General features: G+C 68.7%; 22 protein-coding genes and 1 pseudogene. 6 read left to right on the top strand and 17 right to left on the bottom strand.

The window, feature by feature from the left end; translation table 11 throughout:
• Positions 1–111: pseudogene (locus ACT4N7_RS17965) on the top strand (IS30 family transposase); the annotation flags it as partial.
• A gap of 255 nt (positions 112–366) precedes the next feature.
• Here ACT4N7_RS17965 and ACT4N7_RS17970 read toward each other — a convergent pair.
• The 4 genes from ACT4N7_RS17970 to ACT4N7_RS17985 all read right to left on the bottom strand — a co-directional run bounded on the left by ACT4N7_RS17970 (position 367) and on the right by ACT4N7_RS17985 (position 1,956).
• Positions 367–666 carry a hypothetical protein gene (locus ACT4N7_RS17970; protein WP_444829913.1) on the bottom strand — a complete coding sequence of 100 codons (300 nt, stop codon included), beginning with the start codon at positions 664–666 and terminating at the stop codon, positions 367–369.
• Between the two features lie 168 nt (positions 667–834).
• The gene (locus tag ACT4N7_RS17975; protein WP_444829914.1) at positions 835–1,014 is read right to left on the bottom strand and encodes a hypothetical protein; all 180 of its coding nucleotides are present in this window, start codon (positions 1,012–1,014) and stop codon (positions 835–837) included.
• Positions 1,015–1,016: 2 nt separating this feature from the next.
• On the bottom strand, positions 1,017–1,514 hold the full coding sequence (locus ACT4N7_RS17980) for a hypothetical protein (protein ID WP_444829915.1): 498 nt from the start codon (positions 1,512–1,514) through the stop codon (positions 1,017–1,019).
• Complete coding sequence (locus ACT4N7_RS17985; protein ID WP_444829916.1) at positions 1,504–1,956, bottom strand: hypothetical protein; 453 nt, start codon at positions 1,954–1,956, stop codon at positions 1,504–1,506. Before ACT4N7_RS17985 ends, ACT4N7_RS17980 begins: the two co-directional genes overlap by 11 nt.
• 158 nt (positions 1,957–2,114) lie before the next feature.
• On the opposite strand from ACT4N7_RS17985, the gene ACT4N7_RS17990 reads away from it, so the two are divergent.
• Genes ACT4N7_RS17990 through ACT4N7_RS18000 form a run of 3 tightly spaced genes read left to right on the top strand, consistent with a single transcriptional unit; the run spans position 2,115 to position 3,759 of the window.
• Entirely contained in the window at positions 2,115–3,029 is a 915-nt protein-coding gene (locus ACT4N7_RS17990; RefSeq protein WP_444829917.1) for a helix-turn-helix domain-containing protein, read from the top strand.
• The gene (locus tag ACT4N7_RS17995; protein WP_444829918.1) at positions 2,977–3,177 is read left to right on the top strand and encodes a DUF397 domain-containing protein; all 201 of its coding nucleotides are present in this window, start codon (positions 2,977–2,979) and stop codon (positions 3,175–3,177) included. The genes ACT4N7_RS17990 and ACT4N7_RS17995 overlap by 53 nt, the downstream gene beginning before the upstream one ends.
• A gap of 9 nt (positions 3,178–3,186) precedes the next feature.
• Positions 3,187–3,759: a cob(I)yrinic acid a,c-diamide adenosyltransferase gene (locus ACT4N7_RS18000; RefSeq protein WP_444829919.1), complete on the top strand. Its 573-nt coding sequence runs from the start codon at positions 3,187–3,189 to the stop codon at positions 3,757–3,759.
• Between the two features lie 103 nt (positions 3,760–3,862).
• Here ACT4N7_RS18000 and ACT4N7_RS18005 read toward each other — a convergent pair whose 3' ends face one another.
• The 3 genes from ACT4N7_RS18005 to ACT4N7_RS18015 are packed head-to-tail and all read right to left on the bottom strand — an operon-like array spanning position 3,863 to position 5,289.
• Positions 3,863–4,456 carry a DUF4291 domain-containing protein gene (locus tag ACT4N7_RS18005; protein ID WP_444829920.1) on the bottom strand — a complete coding sequence of 198 codons (594 nt, stop codon included), beginning with the start codon at positions 4,454–4,456 and terminating at the stop codon, positions 3,863–3,865.
• The gene (locus tag ACT4N7_RS18010; protein WP_444829921.1) at positions 4,453–4,896 is read right to left on the bottom strand and encodes a DUF2550 domain-containing protein; all 444 of its coding nucleotides are present in this window, start codon (positions 4,894–4,896) and stop codon (positions 4,453–4,455) included. Before ACT4N7_RS18010 ends, ACT4N7_RS18005 begins: the two co-directional genes overlap by 4 nt.
• A gap of 27 nt (positions 4,897–4,923) precedes the next feature.
• Positions 4,924–5,289 (bottom strand): F0F1 ATP synthase subunit epsilon, encoded by a 366-nt coding sequence (locus tag ACT4N7_RS18015; RefSeq protein WP_444829922.1) that lies wholly within the window; start codon positions 5,287–5,289, stop codon positions 4,924–4,926.
• A 110-nt stretch (positions 5,290–5,399) separates the two neighbouring features.
• Here ACT4N7_RS18015 and ACT4N7_RS18020 point away from each other — a divergent pair, with 110 nt between their 5' ends.
• Both ACT4N7_RS18020 and ACT4N7_RS18025 read left to right on the top strand, forming a co-directional pair.
• Positions 5,400–5,906, top strand: a complete 507-nt coding sequence (locus ACT4N7_RS18020; RefSeq protein ID WP_444829923.1) for a SigE family RNA polymerase sigma factor — start codon at positions 5,400–5,402, stop codon at positions 5,904–5,906.
• Positions 5,907–5,908: 2 nt separating this feature from the next.
• The gene (locus tag ACT4N7_RS18025; protein WP_444829924.1) at positions 5,909–7,267 is read left to right on the top strand and encodes a hypothetical protein; all 1,359 of its coding nucleotides are present in this window, start codon (positions 5,909–5,911) and stop codon (positions 7,265–7,267) included.
• 51 nt (positions 7,268–7,318) lie between these two features.
• On the opposite strand, the gene atpD is transcribed toward ACT4N7_RS18025, so the two are convergent.
• From atpD to glyA, 10 genes are all read right to left on the bottom strand, one after another.
• The gene (gene atpD, locus ACT4N7_RS18030; protein ID WP_444829925.1) at positions 7,319–8,758 is read right to left on the bottom strand and encodes a F0F1 ATP synthase subunit beta; all 1,440 of its coding nucleotides are present in this window, start codon (positions 8,756–8,758) and stop codon (positions 7,319–7,321) included.
• Positions 8,758–9,708 (bottom strand): F0F1 ATP synthase subunit gamma, encoded by a 951-nt coding sequence (locus tag ACT4N7_RS18035; protein WP_444829926.1) that lies wholly within the window; start codon positions 9,706–9,708, stop codon positions 8,758–8,760. Before ACT4N7_RS18035 ends, atpD begins: the two co-directional genes overlap by 1 nt.
• Positions 9,709–9,719: 11 nt before the next feature.
• Entirely contained in the window at positions 9,720–11,366 is a 1,647-nt protein-coding gene (gene atpA, locus ACT4N7_RS18040) for a F0F1 ATP synthase subunit alpha (protein WP_444829927.1), read from the bottom strand.
• Between the two features lie 50 nt (positions 11,367–11,416).
• Positions 11,417–12,238: a F0F1 ATP synthase subunit delta gene (locus ACT4N7_RS18045; protein WP_444829928.1), complete on the bottom strand. Its 822-nt coding sequence runs from the start codon at positions 12,236–12,238 to the stop codon at positions 11,417–11,419.
• A gap of 11 nt (positions 12,239–12,249) precedes the next feature.
• A complete protein-coding gene (locus tag ACT4N7_RS18050) occupies positions 12,250–12,789 on the bottom strand; it encodes a F0F1 ATP synthase subunit B (protein WP_444829953.1) in 540 nt (179 codons plus the stop codon).
• Positions 12,790–12,829: 40 nt separating this feature from the next.
• Complete coding sequence (locus ACT4N7_RS18055) at positions 12,830–13,078, bottom strand: ATP F0F1 synthase subunit C (protein WP_444829929.1); 249 nt, start codon at positions 13,076–13,078, stop codon at positions 12,830–12,832.
• Between the two features lie 63 nt (positions 13,079–13,141).
• Positions 13,142–13,924, bottom strand: coding sequence for a F0F1 ATP synthase subunit A (gene atpB, locus ACT4N7_RS18060; protein WP_444829930.1), 783 nt, complete (start codon positions 13,922–13,924; stop codon positions 13,142–13,144).
• A 222-nt stretch (positions 13,925–14,146) separates the two neighbouring features.
• A complete protein-coding gene (locus ACT4N7_RS18065; RefSeq protein ID WP_444829931.1) occupies positions 14,147–14,626 on the bottom strand; it encodes a hypothetical protein in 480 nt (159 codons plus the stop codon).
• Positions 14,623–15,777 (bottom strand): glycosyltransferase family 4 protein, encoded by a 1,155-nt coding sequence (locus tag ACT4N7_RS18070; RefSeq protein WP_444829932.1) that lies wholly within the window; start codon positions 15,775–15,777, stop codon positions 14,623–14,625. The genes ACT4N7_RS18065 and ACT4N7_RS18070 overlap by 4 nt, the downstream gene beginning before the upstream one ends.
• Positions 15,778–15,780: 3 nt before the next feature.
• Positions 15,781–17,037, bottom strand: coding sequence for a serine hydroxymethyltransferase (glyA, locus tag ACT4N7_RS18075; protein WP_444829933.1), 1,257 nt, complete (start codon positions 17,035–17,037; stop codon positions 15,781–15,783).
• Positions 17,038–17,139 lie beyond the last annotated feature (102 nt).

The following is a 17,139-nucleotide window of genomic DNA, read 5'->3' on the forward strand; positions in this document are numbered from 1 at the left end:
GACCTTGATAGGGTGGCGGCAGAGCTAAACGGTAGGCCACGGCAAACGCTGAACTGGCGAAAGCCGATCGAAGTCTTCAGCGATCTGATAGCGAACCCCGTGTCGCAATGATCATTTGATTCCGCCCCGGCTTCTCGATGTGAAACGTCCCCCAGTCCGACTGCGGCACCAACACACACGGATCCTTTCCCACCAACAGAACCTCACGAGGCCGCGCGGGCCTGGACGCAACCGTGGAACTCGGCCGATCCGACACCGAGCCACCACCAGCGGGAAGCGGCAGCCCAGCAGAAGTCGAACTACACCCCCCCCCCCCCACGAACACCACCGCCAACACCACACCGAGCAAACCACCACGCCGACCCATCACCGCACCCACCGAAAAGCCGACTCGTTGACATCCTCGACCAACCCGTATAGCCGAGCCATGTCAGCTAACGCCTCCACCACGGCCTGAAGCTGAACGACATAGCCCTCGGCAGCGACAATCGCGGACAAACCGTTCTTGCCGAGCTCAGCGACCGTCCGTTCACTACACGGATCAGCCCCCGGAGCCGGAACATTGACCAGCAGGTCCCGCTTCACCCGGATGAACTCCTGGACGATGTCTCGGCGGGCTTCGAGGCGGCGCATCAACGCGAGCACCTTGTCCGGCTCTACCCGCATCGTCGCAATCGGCAGACCAGAACCAACTGCGCCCGCCGGATCACCGAACCCGCCACCCCACCACTCTGCGTGAACGGCATCTCTCGTACCCCTCCGTAACCGACGACGCACTCCCCGCCAGCGATGTTAGCAAGCCGCCAATAGATCGTGGGCGTTTCGCCCACAGGTTCACCTGGGCGGCAGGCCGCTGCCGATCGGGCCGCCGACCGAGGCATGGTTGAGCAGGTCGACGGCGACGCGGCGGCCGATCGGGCAGAACTCCGCCACGGCGGTGGCGACATCGGCGGGAACCGTGGTACCGCCCGGAGTGACGGCCACATGGAAGGTGTTCTGGCCGTCGTATTCCACGGTCAGGAGCAGCTCATGCCCGGGTCGCTCGCCAGGACGCGCTCGATGGCGTAGTGAGTGCCGATCCGCAGCCAGGCCAGGTGGGTCACCCGGTCGGTCCCCCGCCCGGCCGCCATGGCGACGTGTTCGGCGACCTCGTCCGACATCGACGCGTTGCGCGTGCCGATGCCCAAGCGAAGAGGCAACGACCCGGACGGGTCTCGTTGCCCGAACAGACACCCGGTCCCGAGTTTGTCGATCTCCGTGGGCGCGAATCCCGCCGAGGTGAGCACCTCCGGCGGTATCGTCGCGCAATCCTTTCGAAGATCGAGAAACCGGGGCGACACCGGGACGCGGTCGACGACCACCGCCCAGTCGCCCAGCCTGGTGCCGACCGGGTAGGCCGGGTCCACGGTGCCGAGATCGGTCGGACTCGCGGGCTGACTGAACGACGCAGGCGAGCAACCCGCGACCAGCACCGCGATCGCGGCCCCGGCAACGCACATCGTCCTATTTCGCATGGTGTTTCCTTCCTTCCAGACACGCGACCGCTTCGGTCAGCGTGTCCAGGAGTGCTTGGTACCGGTCGGTCCGGTAGATGATGTGGATCTCCTTGTCGGGCAGTCGCACGTAGAGCTCGATCGGCCCGAGGTAGGGCGGCGCGTCGGCGGCACGGTCCGTCCACTCCGGTTCGACCGAAGACGAGTACGGGGCCACGCCGAGCAACCAGTAGCCGCACAACGGATGCAGGCCGGGGACCATGCCCGCGCTCCGCGCCTCCACAATGGACAGGAGCATCCGCACGGCGTCGAGGTCCAGCGACAACGCGAAGTCGCCCACCGCAGCCGGGTAGACGATCAGATGCCCCCGGTCCAGCGCCAGGTCGAAGATCGTCGTGCAGTTCCCGCCGTCCGGCGTCCTGCCGGTCACCGTCCACCGGACCGCGAACACAGGTTCTCCCACCGCTGTCACCATCCCCGCCGCCATCTCGGCTCCCTCCGTCGGTACGTGGACAGGAAACCATAAGTTGAGGCTCAGCTTAAATCGTTCACCCTATTGGGTGATGCTGCTGAGGCTCGCCATGCCATAGACTTGGTCACGCACACAGGAAGGGCGGAGCAATGGCCTCTGGGGGACGAACCGCGCGGCGCCGACGACTGGGCGCGACGCTGGTCGCACTGCGCGAGAAGGCAGGCCTGACACAACGGGACGCGGCGGCGGAACTCGATTGCTCAGTCGGCAAGATCGTCAATCTGGAGCGCGGCGACGCGGCGGGCAAGAAGGCCGAACTGGAGACGCTGCTGCGGTTCTACGGCGCGGCCGAGGATCAGTTCGCGACTCTCGAAGTGATCCGCAAGGAGGGCGCCAAACGCGGTTGGTGGTCGACCTACAACCTGCCCGAGTGGGCCAAACCGGTGGTCGGCTTCGAGAGCGAAGCCGTATCAGCTCGAACCTTCCAACCGATCCTGATCCCGGGATTGTTGCAGGTCGAACACTATTCGCACGCACTGCACACCTCGGCACGCCAGCTCACGCCCACCGCCGATGTCGACAGGCATGTGGCCGCCCGCAAGACACGCCAGCAACGACTGACCTCGCAACTGCCCTACCTGGAGTTGTGGGCAATCATCGGCGAGGAAGCGCTGCGCAGGCCGGTCTTGTCCGCTGACGGCATGGCCAACCAACTGGATCATTTGGTCGAGATGGGCAAGGCACCGCACGTGAAGATCCAGGTGCTGCCGATCGCAGCGGGTGCGCACCCGGCGATGTCCGGTTCCATCTACCTGATGTCCTACGAAGACCCTGAGGATCCGGACATCGGCTGGGTCGAACATCCACTCGGCGGGTTCGTGGTAGATGATCCCAAGGGGGTCACCACTCTGAGCATGATCTTCGACGACATCCGTGCCGCCGCTTTGAGCGTGCGGGACTCCGCTAGGCTGATCGCCAAGATCGCCGAGGAGTTCCGTGAGGTGCGCGCACATGAGGAACCTGCCCGAACCAGACCAGTTCGCCTGGCGAAAGTCCAGCCGTAGTCAGGCCAGCGGTGAGTGCATCGAGGTGGCGGGTGGGGTTGGCGGGGTCCGTGACTCCAAGAACGTCGGTGGGCCGGTGCTCATGGTCGGGACCACCGGGTTGCGGGCACTGGTCGCGGAACTGAAGGGCGGCGGACCCGGCCAGTAGGCTGGCCGCATGTCCGTTCACATCACGCGCGTCTACACCAAGGTCGGCGACAACGGCAGCACCGCGTTGGGCGACGGTTCCCGGGTGCCCAAGACCTCCCCCCGACTCGCGGCCTACGCCGACGTGGACGAGGCGAACTCCGCGATCGGGGTCGCCATCGCGCTGGGGGGGCTCACCGATGAGGTCGGCGACGTGCTGCGCGGCATCCAGAACGACCTGTTCGACGTGGGCGCCGACTTCTGCGCGCCGATCGTGCCCGATCCCCCGTATCCGGCGCTGCGCATCACCGAGGCGTACGTGACGCGCCTGGAGGGCTGGATCGACGACTTCAACGACCGGCTGGCGAAGCTGAACTCGTTCATCCTGCCCGGCGGCACGCCCGGCGCGGCGCTGCTGCACGTCGCCCGCACGGTCACGCGGCGCGCGGAGCGCAGTGCGTGGGCGCTGCTGGAGGTCGACGCGGAGCGCACCAACGAGGTGGCCGCGAAGTACCTGAACCGGTTGTCGGACCTGCTGTTCGTGTTGGGCCGGGTCGCCAACCCCGGCGGCGACGTCCTGTGGCAGCCGGGCGCGAACGGATAAGACCACAGGGCGAACACCGTCCGGTGCCGGAATCGTCGCCGCGATCGACACCGAGGACTCGCTTGTCCTGAGTGCGGCGGCGGAACGAGGACCGGGAGCGGACTCAGCCTGCCCCCAGGCGACTGACGAGGTCGTCGGGCAACGGGTACGGGCGTTCGGCAGGCAGCAGTGCCCGCGCGGCCTCGTCGCGGCCCGCCGCCACGTGCGCCCCGATCTCGTGCATGACACCGGTGACGTCGGCGATACCGGTGATCCACTGCCGCACGTAGCGCTGCACTGCCGCACCCCGCAGGCCGATCTGGATCGACCGGTGGTCCAGTGGCCGGTGGTGCAGATCACGCTCTGGGTCCCACTGCACGCGCACCGGGGACGCGGTGACCTGCGCGGCCCAAGCGTCCGGATCGTCGTGCACGGCGGGGTCGAAGTGGCTCAGCGCCGCGTGCCGTAGCGCCCAGTGGAAACCAGCGCGGGTTACGTCGATGGCGAGCACCCGTTCCTGCCCCGCTTTGCCCGCCCAGCCGCAGCGGTAGGCCATCCACCGGAAGGACGGCTTGATCCACGTCATCCGCTCGCGTTTGAACGGTGGCACAAAGGTCCCCGCGTCGAGCGCCGCGTCCGCGATGGCGGGCGGATACGCCTGGTAGACCCGGATCGTCTCGTCGCCGTAGCAGGCGCGGATCTGCCGTTCGACGATCAAGAGGCCCACGGAAGGCGACGGCCGGGCGGGGCGCTTTCCAGCCAGGACAGGAAGCCGGTCAGCGCGTCCAGGTCCATGGCGATCTCCACCTGGGGCTGCGGCCCGCCGGTAGTGTTCTCGAACCGTAGGACGCGGGAGCCGCTGGGCATGTTCGGGGTTTCGCCGCGTTCCGGTTCGCGGCGATGGGTGATCTCCAGGCCGTCGCGGTGGATGATGCGGTCGGGGCCCGCCCGCAGGCTGAGCGCGCGGAACCAGGCGAACTCGTCGCCGTGGAAGCGGCCGACGCCGAGGTGCCAGCCCTTGCCGGTGTCGTCGACCCGGGTGCGCAGGGCGACGTGGATGCCCCCGGTGCGCAGCAGCCGGACCCGGCGGATCACCAGCAGCAGCAGGACGAGCAGGACCGCGGCCAGGAACACCACCACCAGCGTGCTGATGTCCATCGGCCGCCCCGCCCCCCTACGCCGTCATCAGGCCGATTGCTCGGCGGCGCGTACTCGCGCGGCCGCCCTGGCCCGTTCGTCGGAGTCCTCGTGCGCCAGGTCCGTGCGCGCCTGGCCGAGGTCGATCTCGTCGGCCAGTTCGGCGGTCTCGGCGAGGATGCTCACCGAGTCCGCGGTGACCGAGAGGAAACCGCCGTGAACCGCGGCGACCACGGTGTTGCCGTCGGCGGTACGCACCTTGACCACACCGCCCTCGACCAGCTGACCGAGCACGGGCTCGTGACCGGGCATGATGCCGATCTCGCCCTCGGTGGTCTGCGCCACGACGAACGTGCCGGTACCCGACCACAGGCGTCGTTCCACGGCGACGAGCTGGACGGACATCTCAGCCACGCGAATCTCCCTCGACTCTCGGTTCCAGGGCAGTCTAGTTGGTCCGCTGACAACCTCCCCAGCCAGGCTGGTGTCGGTAGGGGTGCAAGACCTCACAACCACAGGGGGTGATGGCGATCGAGCCGAATGACGAGTTCGCCGAGTTCGTCGCGCACAGATCGACGGCCCTGCTGCGCACCGCGTACCTGCTCTGCGGCGGCGATCGGGGCGCGGCGGAGGACCTGCTTCAAGATGTGCTCGAACGCACCTACCGCCGCCGCAAACGGGTGCGCGGCCGCCTCGAACCGTACGTTCGCGCGGCGCTGGCGAACGCGTCGGCGAACCGCTGGCGCCACCGTTCGCGGCGGGTGGCGGAGTCACCGCTCGACCAGGCAGCCGAGCCCGGCGTGCACGGGCCGGAGGGCGACGTGCTCGACCGTGACCAACTCGCCAGGGCGCTGGGTCTGCTGCCCGCCCGGATGCGGGCGGTGCTGGTCCTGCGCTTCTTCGACGACCTGTCCGAAGCCGAGACGGCCGCCGCGCTGGGCTGCTCGACGGGCACGGTGAAAAGCCAGACCTCGCGCGGCCTCGACCGGCTGCGCGCCCTCCTCGACAGCCACAGCCTCACGAAGGGATGAGCATGGACATCACCGAACTCTCCCGCGCGATGCGGGCGGCCACCGAGGAACTGGAACCCCGGCCCGGATTCGCGTCCGGGGTGCTGCGCGGCGCGCGGCGCAGGCAGGTCCGCACCCGGATCGCGGTGGCGGGCGTCGCCGTCGTCGCGACGGCCCTTGCGGGCGTGGGGGCCACCGCGATCTGGTCCGACGCCGGTCCCCGGGACGTCGGGACCACGGTCGCGCCGAAGCCCAACCCGCTGCTCACCTCACCCACCCGTGGGGACCTCGCGACCGACCGGACGTACCTCGATCAGGTGATCCAGGCCTGGCGCAAGGGAATCCAGGTGTCGCCCAACCGGGACGCCCTCACCGGGCTGACGGGCGAGCCCAGGGTCTACTGGGCGGGCACCACCCCGGCGGGCCGGGTGGCGATCGTGGCGCAGGGCGCACCCACGGCCGACCTCGGCACCGTGACCTGGCCGGAGGGGGTGACACCGCCCCCGGACTGGGACCTGCAGCGCGTCGCAGTCGGACTGGTGACCGGCGAGCAGGCGACGCTCGTCAACGACGTGCCGCCGATATCGCCCGGGAAGGTGAACGGCGTCGCGTTCCTCTTCGGCTACCAGGATCACTACGCGATCGCCCCGACCGGCATCCCGCTGTCCCTGTCCAGCGGCTTCGACGTCGCCCAGGACGGCAAGGGGGCCCGGCAATGGACCGCCATGTCGACGCGCGACGGGGTCGCCTTCGCCGAAGTCCGGCCCGGCGCCCGTCCCGGCGACGTGCGGATCGCGACCGATCCCGCGCAGGCCGCGACCGAGGATCTGATCGTCCTGCCCAGCTCCAGCTACGACGACGGGTTCGACCGGCAGAGCAAACCGCTGCTCACCGCGAGCCAGAAACTGCCCAACCCCAAGAACACGGTCTTCCGAATCGGCGGCAGCACGGCCAAGCCGCTGTCGGAGTTCCACGAGATCAACGTCGTCCTGGTCGACGCGGGTTTCGCCGACCCGCTGTCCCGAATGTCGGTCTCCGGGTTCCAGGCCGTCGCCGATCTTCCCGGCGGGCGCACGATGACCGGGATCGAGTTCGTGGTCGACAGCGCGGGGAGCCGGTTCTACGCCGTGGTCACCGAGCGGGACGGCACCGTCGTCTCGGTCACCCACGGCGGGGTCTACGACCCGAACAGCACCCTGCCGGGAAAGGTGGAGCTGCCAGAGGGAACCCTGGTCGTGCACTACGAGGCGACCCTGCGGTACCGGACGGCGCCGGACGGCGCATGGACCGACGCGGGCAAGGACGCCGCGTTCCTGCCCGCCGCCGCGACCGAGGTCGAGGTGACTCTGCCGGGGCAGGCCCCCAAGATCGCCGCTGTCTGAACGGCGAAAGGCCGGTGTCCACATCGGACACCGGCCTTTTCGCGCGCCTGCTTACTTCTTCTTGGTCAGCGCCTGGTACTTGCGCTCCAGGTCGTCGAGCCCACCGATGGAGAGGAAAGCCTGCTCCGGCACGTGGTCGTACTCGCCCTTGGCGACCTTGTCGAACGCCTCGATCGTGTCGGCGACCTTGACGAACGAGCCCTCCTCGCCGGTGAACTTCTTCGCCACGAGGAAGTTCTGCGACAGGAAGCGCTCGATGCGCCGCGCCCGGTTGACCGTCACCTTGTCCTCTTCGGACAGTTCGTCCATACCGAGGATGGCGATGATGTCCTGCAGTTCCTTGTACTTCTGCAGGATCCGCTTGACCTCCTGGGCCACCCGGTAGTGCTCCTCGCCGACGATGGCCGGGTCGAGGATGCGGGAGGACGAGGTCAGCGGGTCGACCGCCGGGTAGATGCCCTTCTGGGAGATCGGACGGGAAAGCTCCGTCGTCGCGTCCAGATGGGCGAAGGTGGTCGCCGGGGCCGGGTCGGTGTAGTCGTCCGCGGGGACGTAGATCGCCTGCAGCGAGGTGATCGAGCGACCACGGGTCGAGGTGATCCGCTCCTGCAGCTCACCCATCTCGTCGGCCAGCGTCGGCTGGTAGCCCACGGCCGACGGCATCCGACCCAGCAGGGTCGAGACCTCGGAACCGGCCTGGGTGAACCGGAAGATGTTGTCGATGAACAGCAGCACGTCCTGGTTCTGCACATCGCGGAAGTACTCCGCCATGGTCAGCGCGGACAGCGCGACCCGCATCCGGGTGCCGGGCGGCTCGTCCATCTGCCCGAAGACGAGCGCGGTGTCCGGCAGGACACCCATCTCGTCCATCTCCAGGAAGAGGTCGGTGCCCTCACGGGTGCGCTCGCCGACGCCCGCGAACACCGACGTACCACCGAAGTTGCGGGCGATTCGGGTGATCATCTCCTGGATGAGCACCGTCTTGCCGACACCGGCACCGCCGAACAGGCCGATCTTGCCGCCCTCGACGTACGGGGTGAGCAGGTCGAGGACCTTGACGCCGGTCTCCAGCATCTTGGTCTTGCCTTCGAGCTGGTCGAAGGCGGGCGGCCGGCGGTGGATGTGCCAGCGCTCGGCGTCCGCGGCGTGGCCCGGCTTGTCCAGGCACTCGCCGAGGGCGTTGAACACGTGGCCCTTGACGATGTCGCCGACCGGCACCGAGATACCTGTGCCGGTGTCGAGCACCGGGGTACCTCGCACGAGGCCGTCCTGCGGCGCCATCGAGATGCAGCGCACCAGGTTGTCGCCGAGGTGCTGGGCGACCTCAAGGGTGATGGTCTTCTTCATGGACTCAAGGGCGACGTCGACCTTGAGCGCGTTGAACAGTTCGGGCACCGAGCCGCGCGGGAACTCCACGTCGACGACGGGGCCGATCACCCGGACGACGCGACCGGTTGCGGTCTTGGTGGCTGGCTCTTGAATGGCAGTCATCAGTCATCACTTCCTGCGGCAGCGGCGAGCGCCTCCACGCCACCGACGATCTCGCTGATCTCCTGGGTGATCTGCGCCTGGCGAACCTGGTTTGCCACACGGGTGTAGCTCTTGACCAGTTCGTCGGCGTTGTCCGTGGCGGACTTCATTGCCGTGCGTCGAGCGGCGGACTCGGAGGCCGCCGATTCGAGCAGTGCCGCATAGATCCGGGTGTTGACGTACTTCGGGAGCAGGTTGCCGAGCAGCGTCTCCGCGTTCGGCTCGAACTCGTAGGACGACCTCAGCTCGGCCCTGGTCGTGGCGGCCTCCTCCTCGGTCGCGTACTCGATCTCCAGCGGCGCCATCCGCTTGGCCACCGGACGCTGCGAGAGCATCGAGCGGAACTCGGTGTAGACGATGTGCAACTCGTCGACGCCGAGAATCCCGTCGGCACCAGGGCCGTCGCCGTCGTCGTCCGCGCCGGACAGGAACGCCTGGATCAACGTCTCCCCTGCCGCCGCGGCGTCGGCGTAGCCCGGCTTCTCGGAGAAGCCGGTCCAACTCGCGGTGACCTCGCGCTGGCGGAACTTGTAGTAGTTCAGCCCCTTGCGCCCGATCACGTAGAGCGCCGGGGTCTTGCCCTGCTCGCGCAGCAGCGATTGCAGTTCCTCGGCGGCCTTGAGCGCGTTGGCGTTGTAGCCGCCGCACAGACCGCGGTCGCTGGTGATCACCAGCACGCCTGCCCGACGCGCCTGCTCCCGCTCGACCAGCAGCGGCGAGTCCAGGTTGGCCGCGGCGCTGGCCAGCGCGGTGAGCACGGTGGTGATCTCGTCCGCGTACGGCTTGGACTGCGCGACCCTGGCCTGGGCCTTGCTGATCCGCGAGGTGGCGATCAGCTCCTGGGCCTTGAATATCTTCTTGAAGGACTGGGCCGACTTGATCCGTTGCCGGATTTCCCGAAGTTGCGCCATGGCTCAGCCGGTCACTTCTTCGGAGCGGTCTTGGTGACCTTGACGGTCTCCTGGCCGACTTCGCCCGCGTCCATCGCGTCGGCCTCGGCCTCGTTCACCACGACCGACGAACCGTCGGAGGCGGTGAAGCCCTCCTTGAACGCCTCCACCGCCGCGACGAGGCGCTCCTCGTTGTCGTCAGAGAGAACCTTGTCGACGCGGATCTCGTCGAGGATGCCCTCGTGCCGGTGCCGCAGGTGCTCGATCAGCTCCGACTCGAAGCGACGCACGTCCACGACGGGCACCGAGTCCAGGTAGCCCTTGGTGCCGATGTAGATCGACACGACCTGCTCCTCGACCGCCATCGGCGAGAACTGGCCCTGCTTGAGCAGCTCCATCATCCGGGTGCCGCGGGCCAACTGGGCCTTGGAGGTGGCGTCGAGGTCGGAGGCGAAGGCGGCGAACGCCTCCAGCTCGCGGTACTGGGCCAGCTCCAGGCGCAGCGTGCCGGAGATCTTGCGCATCGCCTTGGTCTGCGCGGCACCGCCGACGCGCGACACCGAGGTGCCGACGTTGATGGCCGGGCGCTGACCTGAGTTGAACAGGTCCGACTCCAGGAAGCACTGGCCGTCGGTGATGGAGATGACGTTGGTGGGGATGTAGGCCGAGATGTCGTTGGCCTTGGTCTCGATGATCGGCAGACCGGTCATCGAGCCGCCACCCAGCTCGTCGTTGAGCTTCGCGCAGCGCTCCAGCAGGCGCGAGTGCAAGTAGAAGACGTCGCCCGGGTACGCCTCGCGGCCCGGCGGGCGGCGCAGCAGCAGCGAGATCGCGCGGTACGCCTCGGCCTGCTTGGTCAGGTCGTCGAAGATGATCAGGACGTGCTTGCCCTGGTACATCCAGTGCTGGCCGATGGCCGAGCCGGTGTAGGGGGCGAGCCACTTGAAGCCCGCGGAGTCCGACGCCGGGGCCGCCACGATGGTGGTGTACTCCAGCGCGCCCGCCTCCTCCAGCGCGGTCTTGACGCCCGCGATGGTGGAGCCCTTCTGCCCGACGGCGACGTAGACGCAGCGGACCTGCTGCTTCGGGTCGCCGGTGGCCCACGCCTGCTTCTGGTTGATGATCGTGTCGACGCAGACCGCGGTCTTGCCGGTCTTGCGGTCACCGATGATCAACTGACGCTGGCCGCGGCCGATCGGGGTCATCGAGTCGACGGCCTTGAGGCCGGTCTGCAGCGGCTCCTCCACCGGCTGGCGCTGCACGACCGTGGCGGCCTGCAGCTCCAGAGCGCGCTGCTCGTCGGCGACGATCTCGCCGAGCCCGTCGATCGGGTTGCCCAGCGGGTCGATCACGCGGCCGAGGAAGCCGTCGCCGACCGGCACCGAGAGGACTCGGCCGGTCCGCTTGACCTCCTGGCCCTCCTCGATCTTGTCGTACTCGCCGAGGATGGCCGCGCCGATCTCGCGGGCGTCCAGGTTGAGCGCCACGCCGAGTACACCGCCGGGGAACTCCAGCAGCTCGTTGGCCATGGCCGAGGGCAGGCCCTCGACGTGGGCGATGCCGTCGCCGGTGTCGGCCACTACGCCGACCTCTTCCCGGTTCACGTCCGGGGAGTAGCTGGAGACGTAGTTTTCGATCGCACTGCGGATCTCGTCCGACGAGATCGTCAGCTCCGCCATGTCGTTCCTGCTCTCGCTTCGTTTCCGTGTTGGAAGTGTTAGGGGGACCCTCAGCCCGCGAACCTGCGGCGCAGGGCGTCGAGACGTCCGTTGGTGCTGCCGTCGATGACCTCGTCGCCGACCTTGACGACCATGCCGCCGCCGAGGTCGGGGTCGATCTCCAGGTGCAGCGCGATCGGCCGGGCGTAGATCCGCTGCAGGGTGGCGGCGAGCCGGTCCTGCTGCTCGGCCGACAGTGTCGTCGCGGAGATCACGTGCGCCACGGAGCGTTCGCGGCGCTTGGCAGCCTCCGCGGCCAGCGCCTCCAGGCCCGCGACCACACCGCGCCCGCGCGGCTGCCCGACGAGGTTCTCGACCAGGGTGGCGGTGGCGGGATCGACCTTGGCGTCGACCAGCCCGTGGATCAGGCTGAGCTTGCCCTCGCGGGCCGCGCCCCGGTCCGACAGCACCTGCTCCAGGTCGGTCTGGTCGGCGATGATCCGGCCGAGCCGGAACAGCTCGTCCTCGACGGCGTCGAGCCTGCCGTCGCGCTCGGCCCGCACCAGCAGCGCGCTCGTCGCGAGCGACTCCAGGCCGTCGACCAGCTCCCGCGGGCCGGACCACCGGGCCGTGACCGCGGCGGACACCACCTGCAGCGTGCTGTCCCCGACTTTGCCGCCGAGGAGTTCACGAACCAGCCCCGCACGGGCCACCGGGTCGGTCGAGGAGTCGGCCAGCGTGCGCCGCAGACCGACCTCCCGGTCGAGCAGCCCGACGACGGCGAACAGCTCCGCGCCGAGGGTCCCCGCCGCCGCGCCCTCGCTCTCCAGCACGCCGAGCAGCGTGAGCTCGACGGCGGCGAGGGCTTCGCGACTCGCGGCTTGGAATGTCATGTCAGGCGTCCCTAGCTCTTCGCAGGCGCGGAAACGGAGTCGAGATCGGCCAGGAACCGGTCGACGGTCCCGCGACGGCGCGTCTCGTCCTCCAGGGCCTCGCCCACGACCCGACTGGCCAGTTCGACGGCGTGGCGACCGAGGTCGGCGCGCAGCTCGGCCACGATCTGCGCGCGCTGCGCCGCGAGCTGTGCCTGGCCCTGCGCGACGATCCGCGCGGACTCGGCCTGGGCCTGGGCCCGCAGCTCTTCCTTGATCTGCTCGGCCTCGGCGCGCGCGTCGTCCCGGATTCGGGCGGACTCGGCCCGTGCCTCGGCGAGTTGCGCCTTGTACTGCTGCAGCGCGGCCTCGGCCTCGGCCTGGGCCCGCTCGGCCTGCTCGATGCCGCCCTCGATCTTGGCCGTGCGCTCCGCGTAGAGCTTCTCGAAGCGGGGCGTCACGAACTTGGAGATCACGAACAGCAGCAGCAAGAAGGCGACCAGACCGAGGATGATCTCGGCGAGGTGCGGCAGGACCGGGCTCGGTGTGTCCTCCGCGGCCAGGACCAGCATTGACTTCACCACGTCGTCTCCCTAACGAAGAAGGGCTGGATCAGCCGCCGGACGCGATGAAGTAGACGACCAGGCCGATCAGCGCGAGCACCTCGACGAGGACGAAGGTCGTCCACGCGATACCCATGAGCTTGCTCTGGGCCTCCGGCTGACGGGCGGTGCCGTTGATGACGGCGGCCCAGATCAGACCGACACCGATACCCGGGCCGATCGCGCCGAGGCCGTAGCCGATCGCCGCGAGGCCCGCGTTGATGTTGACGGCTTCCTGAGCGAGAACAACACTGCTCACTTGTGTATCCCTTTCCAACTCGGTCCGCGGGTACCCCGCGGATCGGGGGCTTTAGTGTTTTCCCTAGTGGTCTTCGGCGAGTGCGCGGCCGATGAAACTGGCCGCCAGCAGCGCGAAGATGTACGCCTGCAGCACCTGGATGAAGGCTTCGAGGAAGGTCATCGCGATGGCCATCCCCCAAGAGATCAACGACACCGGCTTGAGCGGCACCGGAGCGTGCAGGAGCAGGTACTCACCACCAAGGGTGAACACCAGCAGAATGAGGTGTCCCGCGAACATGGCGGCGAACACTCGGATCGCCAGCGTGATCGGGTCCATGAAGAACTTGAGGAACAGTTCGATCGGGGTGAGCAGCACGTAGACCGGCTTGGGCACACCGGGCGGAAGGAGCTGGTTCTTCAGGTAGCGGCCGAGGCCGAACTTCTTGATCCCGACGTAGTGGTAGACCGGGTAGACCACCAGCAGCGCCAGGGCCAGCGGGAAGCCGATCTTGGCCATCGTCGGGAACTGGATGATCGGGATGATGCCGTACAGATTGTTCACCAGGATGAAGGTGAACAATGTGAGAATCAGCGGAATGAACGGCCTGAACTCCTTGGAACCGATCTGGTCCCGCGTGATGTTGTTGCGACTGAAGTCGTAAACCGACTCCGCGGCGAACTGCCACTTTCCCGGGACGATCTTCATGTTCCGCGACGTAATGAGGAAGAAGGCCGAGACGATGACGATGGACAAGACCATCAACACCATCGGCTTGGTGACGTCGCCGAAGATCGGCGGGAGGAAAAAGTCCTTGACTCCGGGGGGCGCGAACTCGTCACCCTCGGCCAGCACCAGCCTGCCCAACTGTGGGCTCCTTCCGGTTCTCCCGGCCGGCGTTCACTCCGCCGGGGGAATCGTCACGATCAGGACTTAACGTACCTGACGAACTTGGCATGTCTTCAGGCGGCTACCCGGTTCGCGGGTACGCCTCGGCGGCATGCGCGCAGCGCGGCAACTCCGCCGTCCTAAGGTCACCCTATCAGGGGGTGTCCGGGGCCCGGACGGGCGTACTCCTTGGTCGTGGGACTACTGCTCACCAGCGGGGATGATGGTGGGGAGCTTGGTCCGGCGGAACGCGATCGCCTCCGCCGCGGCGGCCACCACGACCACGGCGATCATGGTTATCCCAAGCGATTTCGCGTGCAGCGCGTCGACTCCGCGCAGGGCCGTCATCACCAGCAGCAAGATCAGCATCTTGCCGACGAATCCGCCGAGGGAAGCCGCCATCGCGATATGCGCGCCCTGACTCGCGGTCTTGCGCATGAGCAATAGCGTCACTAGTGACGAGGCACACGCGAGTGCGCCGCCGACGAGCGCGCCCAGCGCCCCGGCGGTGCCGTTGAGAAAGCCGAACAGGGCGACGCCGAGCACCAGGGTGCCCAGCGAGGGCCACAGCGCGGTGCGGAACATGGCGGTCGCCAGCGTGCGCAGCGCGCGGGCGTGCGGATCGGTCACGGGCTCGGCGGCCACTGGGTCCGCTGCGGTGGGGTGCTCGTTCTCGTTCATCGGGCCCTGAGTCTAGGGATGGCCGAGACGATCACCGCGACCAGGACGCCGATGCCGATGCCCCAGACCACGATGAACCCGTCGAACAGGGTGAGCGAGACGGCGCCGAAGGCGAGCACCGCCGCCCACAGGTAGATGAGCAGGACCGCGCGGCGCTGGGAGTGGCCGATCTCCAGCAGCCGGTGGTGCAGGTGCATCTTGTCCGCCGAGAACGGGCTCTCGCCGCGCCGGGTGCGCCGGACGATCGCCATCAGCAGGTCGAGCACGGGCACGAACAGCACGGCGGCGACCACGAGCAGCGGGGAGAACAGCGCGATGGACTCGGTGGCGCCGCTGAAGGTCGGGTTGGTCCGACCCGACGCGGTGGTGCTCGACGCGGCCAGCATGAGGCCGATGAGCATCGACCCGGAGTCGCCCATGAAGATGCGCGCGGGCTGGAAGTTGTGCGGCAGGAAGCCAAGGCAGGCGCCCGCGAGGGTGGCCGCGATCAGCGCGGGCGGGTAGTTGCCGACGTCGCCGCCGGACTGGGCGAGCAGGTGCAGGGAGAACGCGCAGGTGGCCACCGCGGCGATGAGCCCGATGCCCGCCGCGAGCCCGTCGAGGCCGTCCACGAAGTTCATCGCGTTGATCATGGTGACCACGAGCAGGATGGCCAGCAGGCCGCCCTGGTTCTGGTCGAGGATCAGCACCGAGCCGAAGATGCCGCCCTCGCCGCCCCACGGCACCCACAGCACGAACCACTGCACGCCGAACAGCACCAGGATGCCCGCGCAGGTGGTCTGACCGGCGAGCTTGGTGAGCGAGTCCAGCTCGAACCGGTCGTCGAGCATGCCGATGGCGACGATGATGCCGCCGCCGAGCAGCACCGCGGTCGGGTCGAACGAGTAGTCGAACGCGCGGCGCAGCACGGGGAGTTGGTGGGCGAGCAGCATGCCGCCGCAGATGCCCAGGTACATGGCCAGCCCACCCAGGCGCGGCATCGGCACCACGTGCACGTCACGCTGGCGCGGGTAGGCGACCGCGCCGATCCGAATCGCGAGCAGCCGCACCAGGCCGGTGAACAGGAACGTCAGCACCGCCGTGACCAGCGCGACCAGCAGGTACTCCCGCACCGGCAGACCTGCGGGGGCGAACGCGGGTGAGGGGACCACCGGCTACCCCCTCGGGTAGGCCGGTCGGGCGGCGACCAGGTCGCCGACGGCGCGGGCGATCCCGGCGGGGGCCTCGCCGCGCACGGCGCGGGCGATCAGCCGGGCGATCTGGGCCATGTCCGGCTCGGTCATGCCCTGCGTGGTGACGCACGGCGAGCCGATCCGAATGCCCGACGCGGTCATCGGCGGCGCGGGGTCGAACGGGATCGCGTTCTTGTTCAGGGTGATCCCGGCGGCTTCGCAGCGCCGCTCGGCCTCGGCGCCGGTGACCCCGAGCGGGCGCAGGTCGAGCAGTGCGAGGTGGGTGTCGGTGCCGCCGGACACCGGGCGCATGCCCTCGGCCGCGAGCCCGCCCGCCAGCGCGGCGGCGTTGGCCACCACCTGGTGGGTGTAGGCGCGGAACTCCGGCGCCGCCGCCTCCTTGAGCGCGACGGCCTTGGCCGCGACCGCGTGCATCAGCGGGCCGCCCTGGCTGAACGGGAACACCGCCTTGTCGATCGCCTTCGCGTGCTCGGCGCGGCAGAGCAGCATGCCGCCGCGCGGGCCGCGCAGCACCTTGTGCGTGGTGGCGGTGACGACGTCGGCGTAGGGCACGGGCGAGGGGATCGCGCCGCCCGCGACCAGGCCGATGAAGTGCGCGGCGTCGACCATCAGGATGGCGCCGACCTCGTCGGCGATCTCGCGGAACGCGCCGAAGTCGATCAGCCGCGGATACGCGGTGGCTCCCGCGATGATCATGCGCGGCCGGTGCGTGCGGGCCAGCTCGCGCACCTGGTCGTAGTCGATCAGCTCGGCCTCGCGCTCGACGCCGTAGGACACGGGCTGGAACCAGCGGCCGGAGAAGTTGACCTTCGAGCCGTGCGTGAGGTGGCCGCCCTGCTTGAGGTCCATGGCCAGCACGACGTCACCGGGCGCGCAGAACGCCGCGTACGCGGCCAGGTTCGCACTGGCCCCCGAGTGCGGCTGGAGGTTGGCGTGCTCCGCGCCGAAGAGGGCCCTCGCCCGCGCGATCCCCAGCTCCTCGGCCACGTCGACCTGCGCGCAGCCGCCGTAGTAGCGCCTACCCGGGTAGCCCTCGGCGTACTTGTTCGACAGCGTCGACCCCAGTGCCGCCAGCACCGCCGGGCTGGTCAGGTTCTCGCTGGCGATGAGCTGCAGGCCGCCGCGCAGTCGGTCCAGCTCGCCGAGCAGCACGGCGGCGATCTCCGGGTCCGTGCTGGTGAGGGCCTCGAAGTCCGGGCCCCAGAACGGCGTGGGCACCTAGTGTCCCGAGTTGGAGGTTCGGCGCCAGATCCGGTGATCCACGTGGTGGCTGGGCGTGGCGACGGGAAGCCCGTAGTACCGGGTTGTACTTGGGCTTTC

It is taken from the genome of Actinokineospora sp. (genome assembly GCF_052390155.1).
Lineage (GTDB): Bacteria > Actinomycetota > Actinomycetes > Mycobacteriales > Pseudonocardiaceae > Actinokineospora.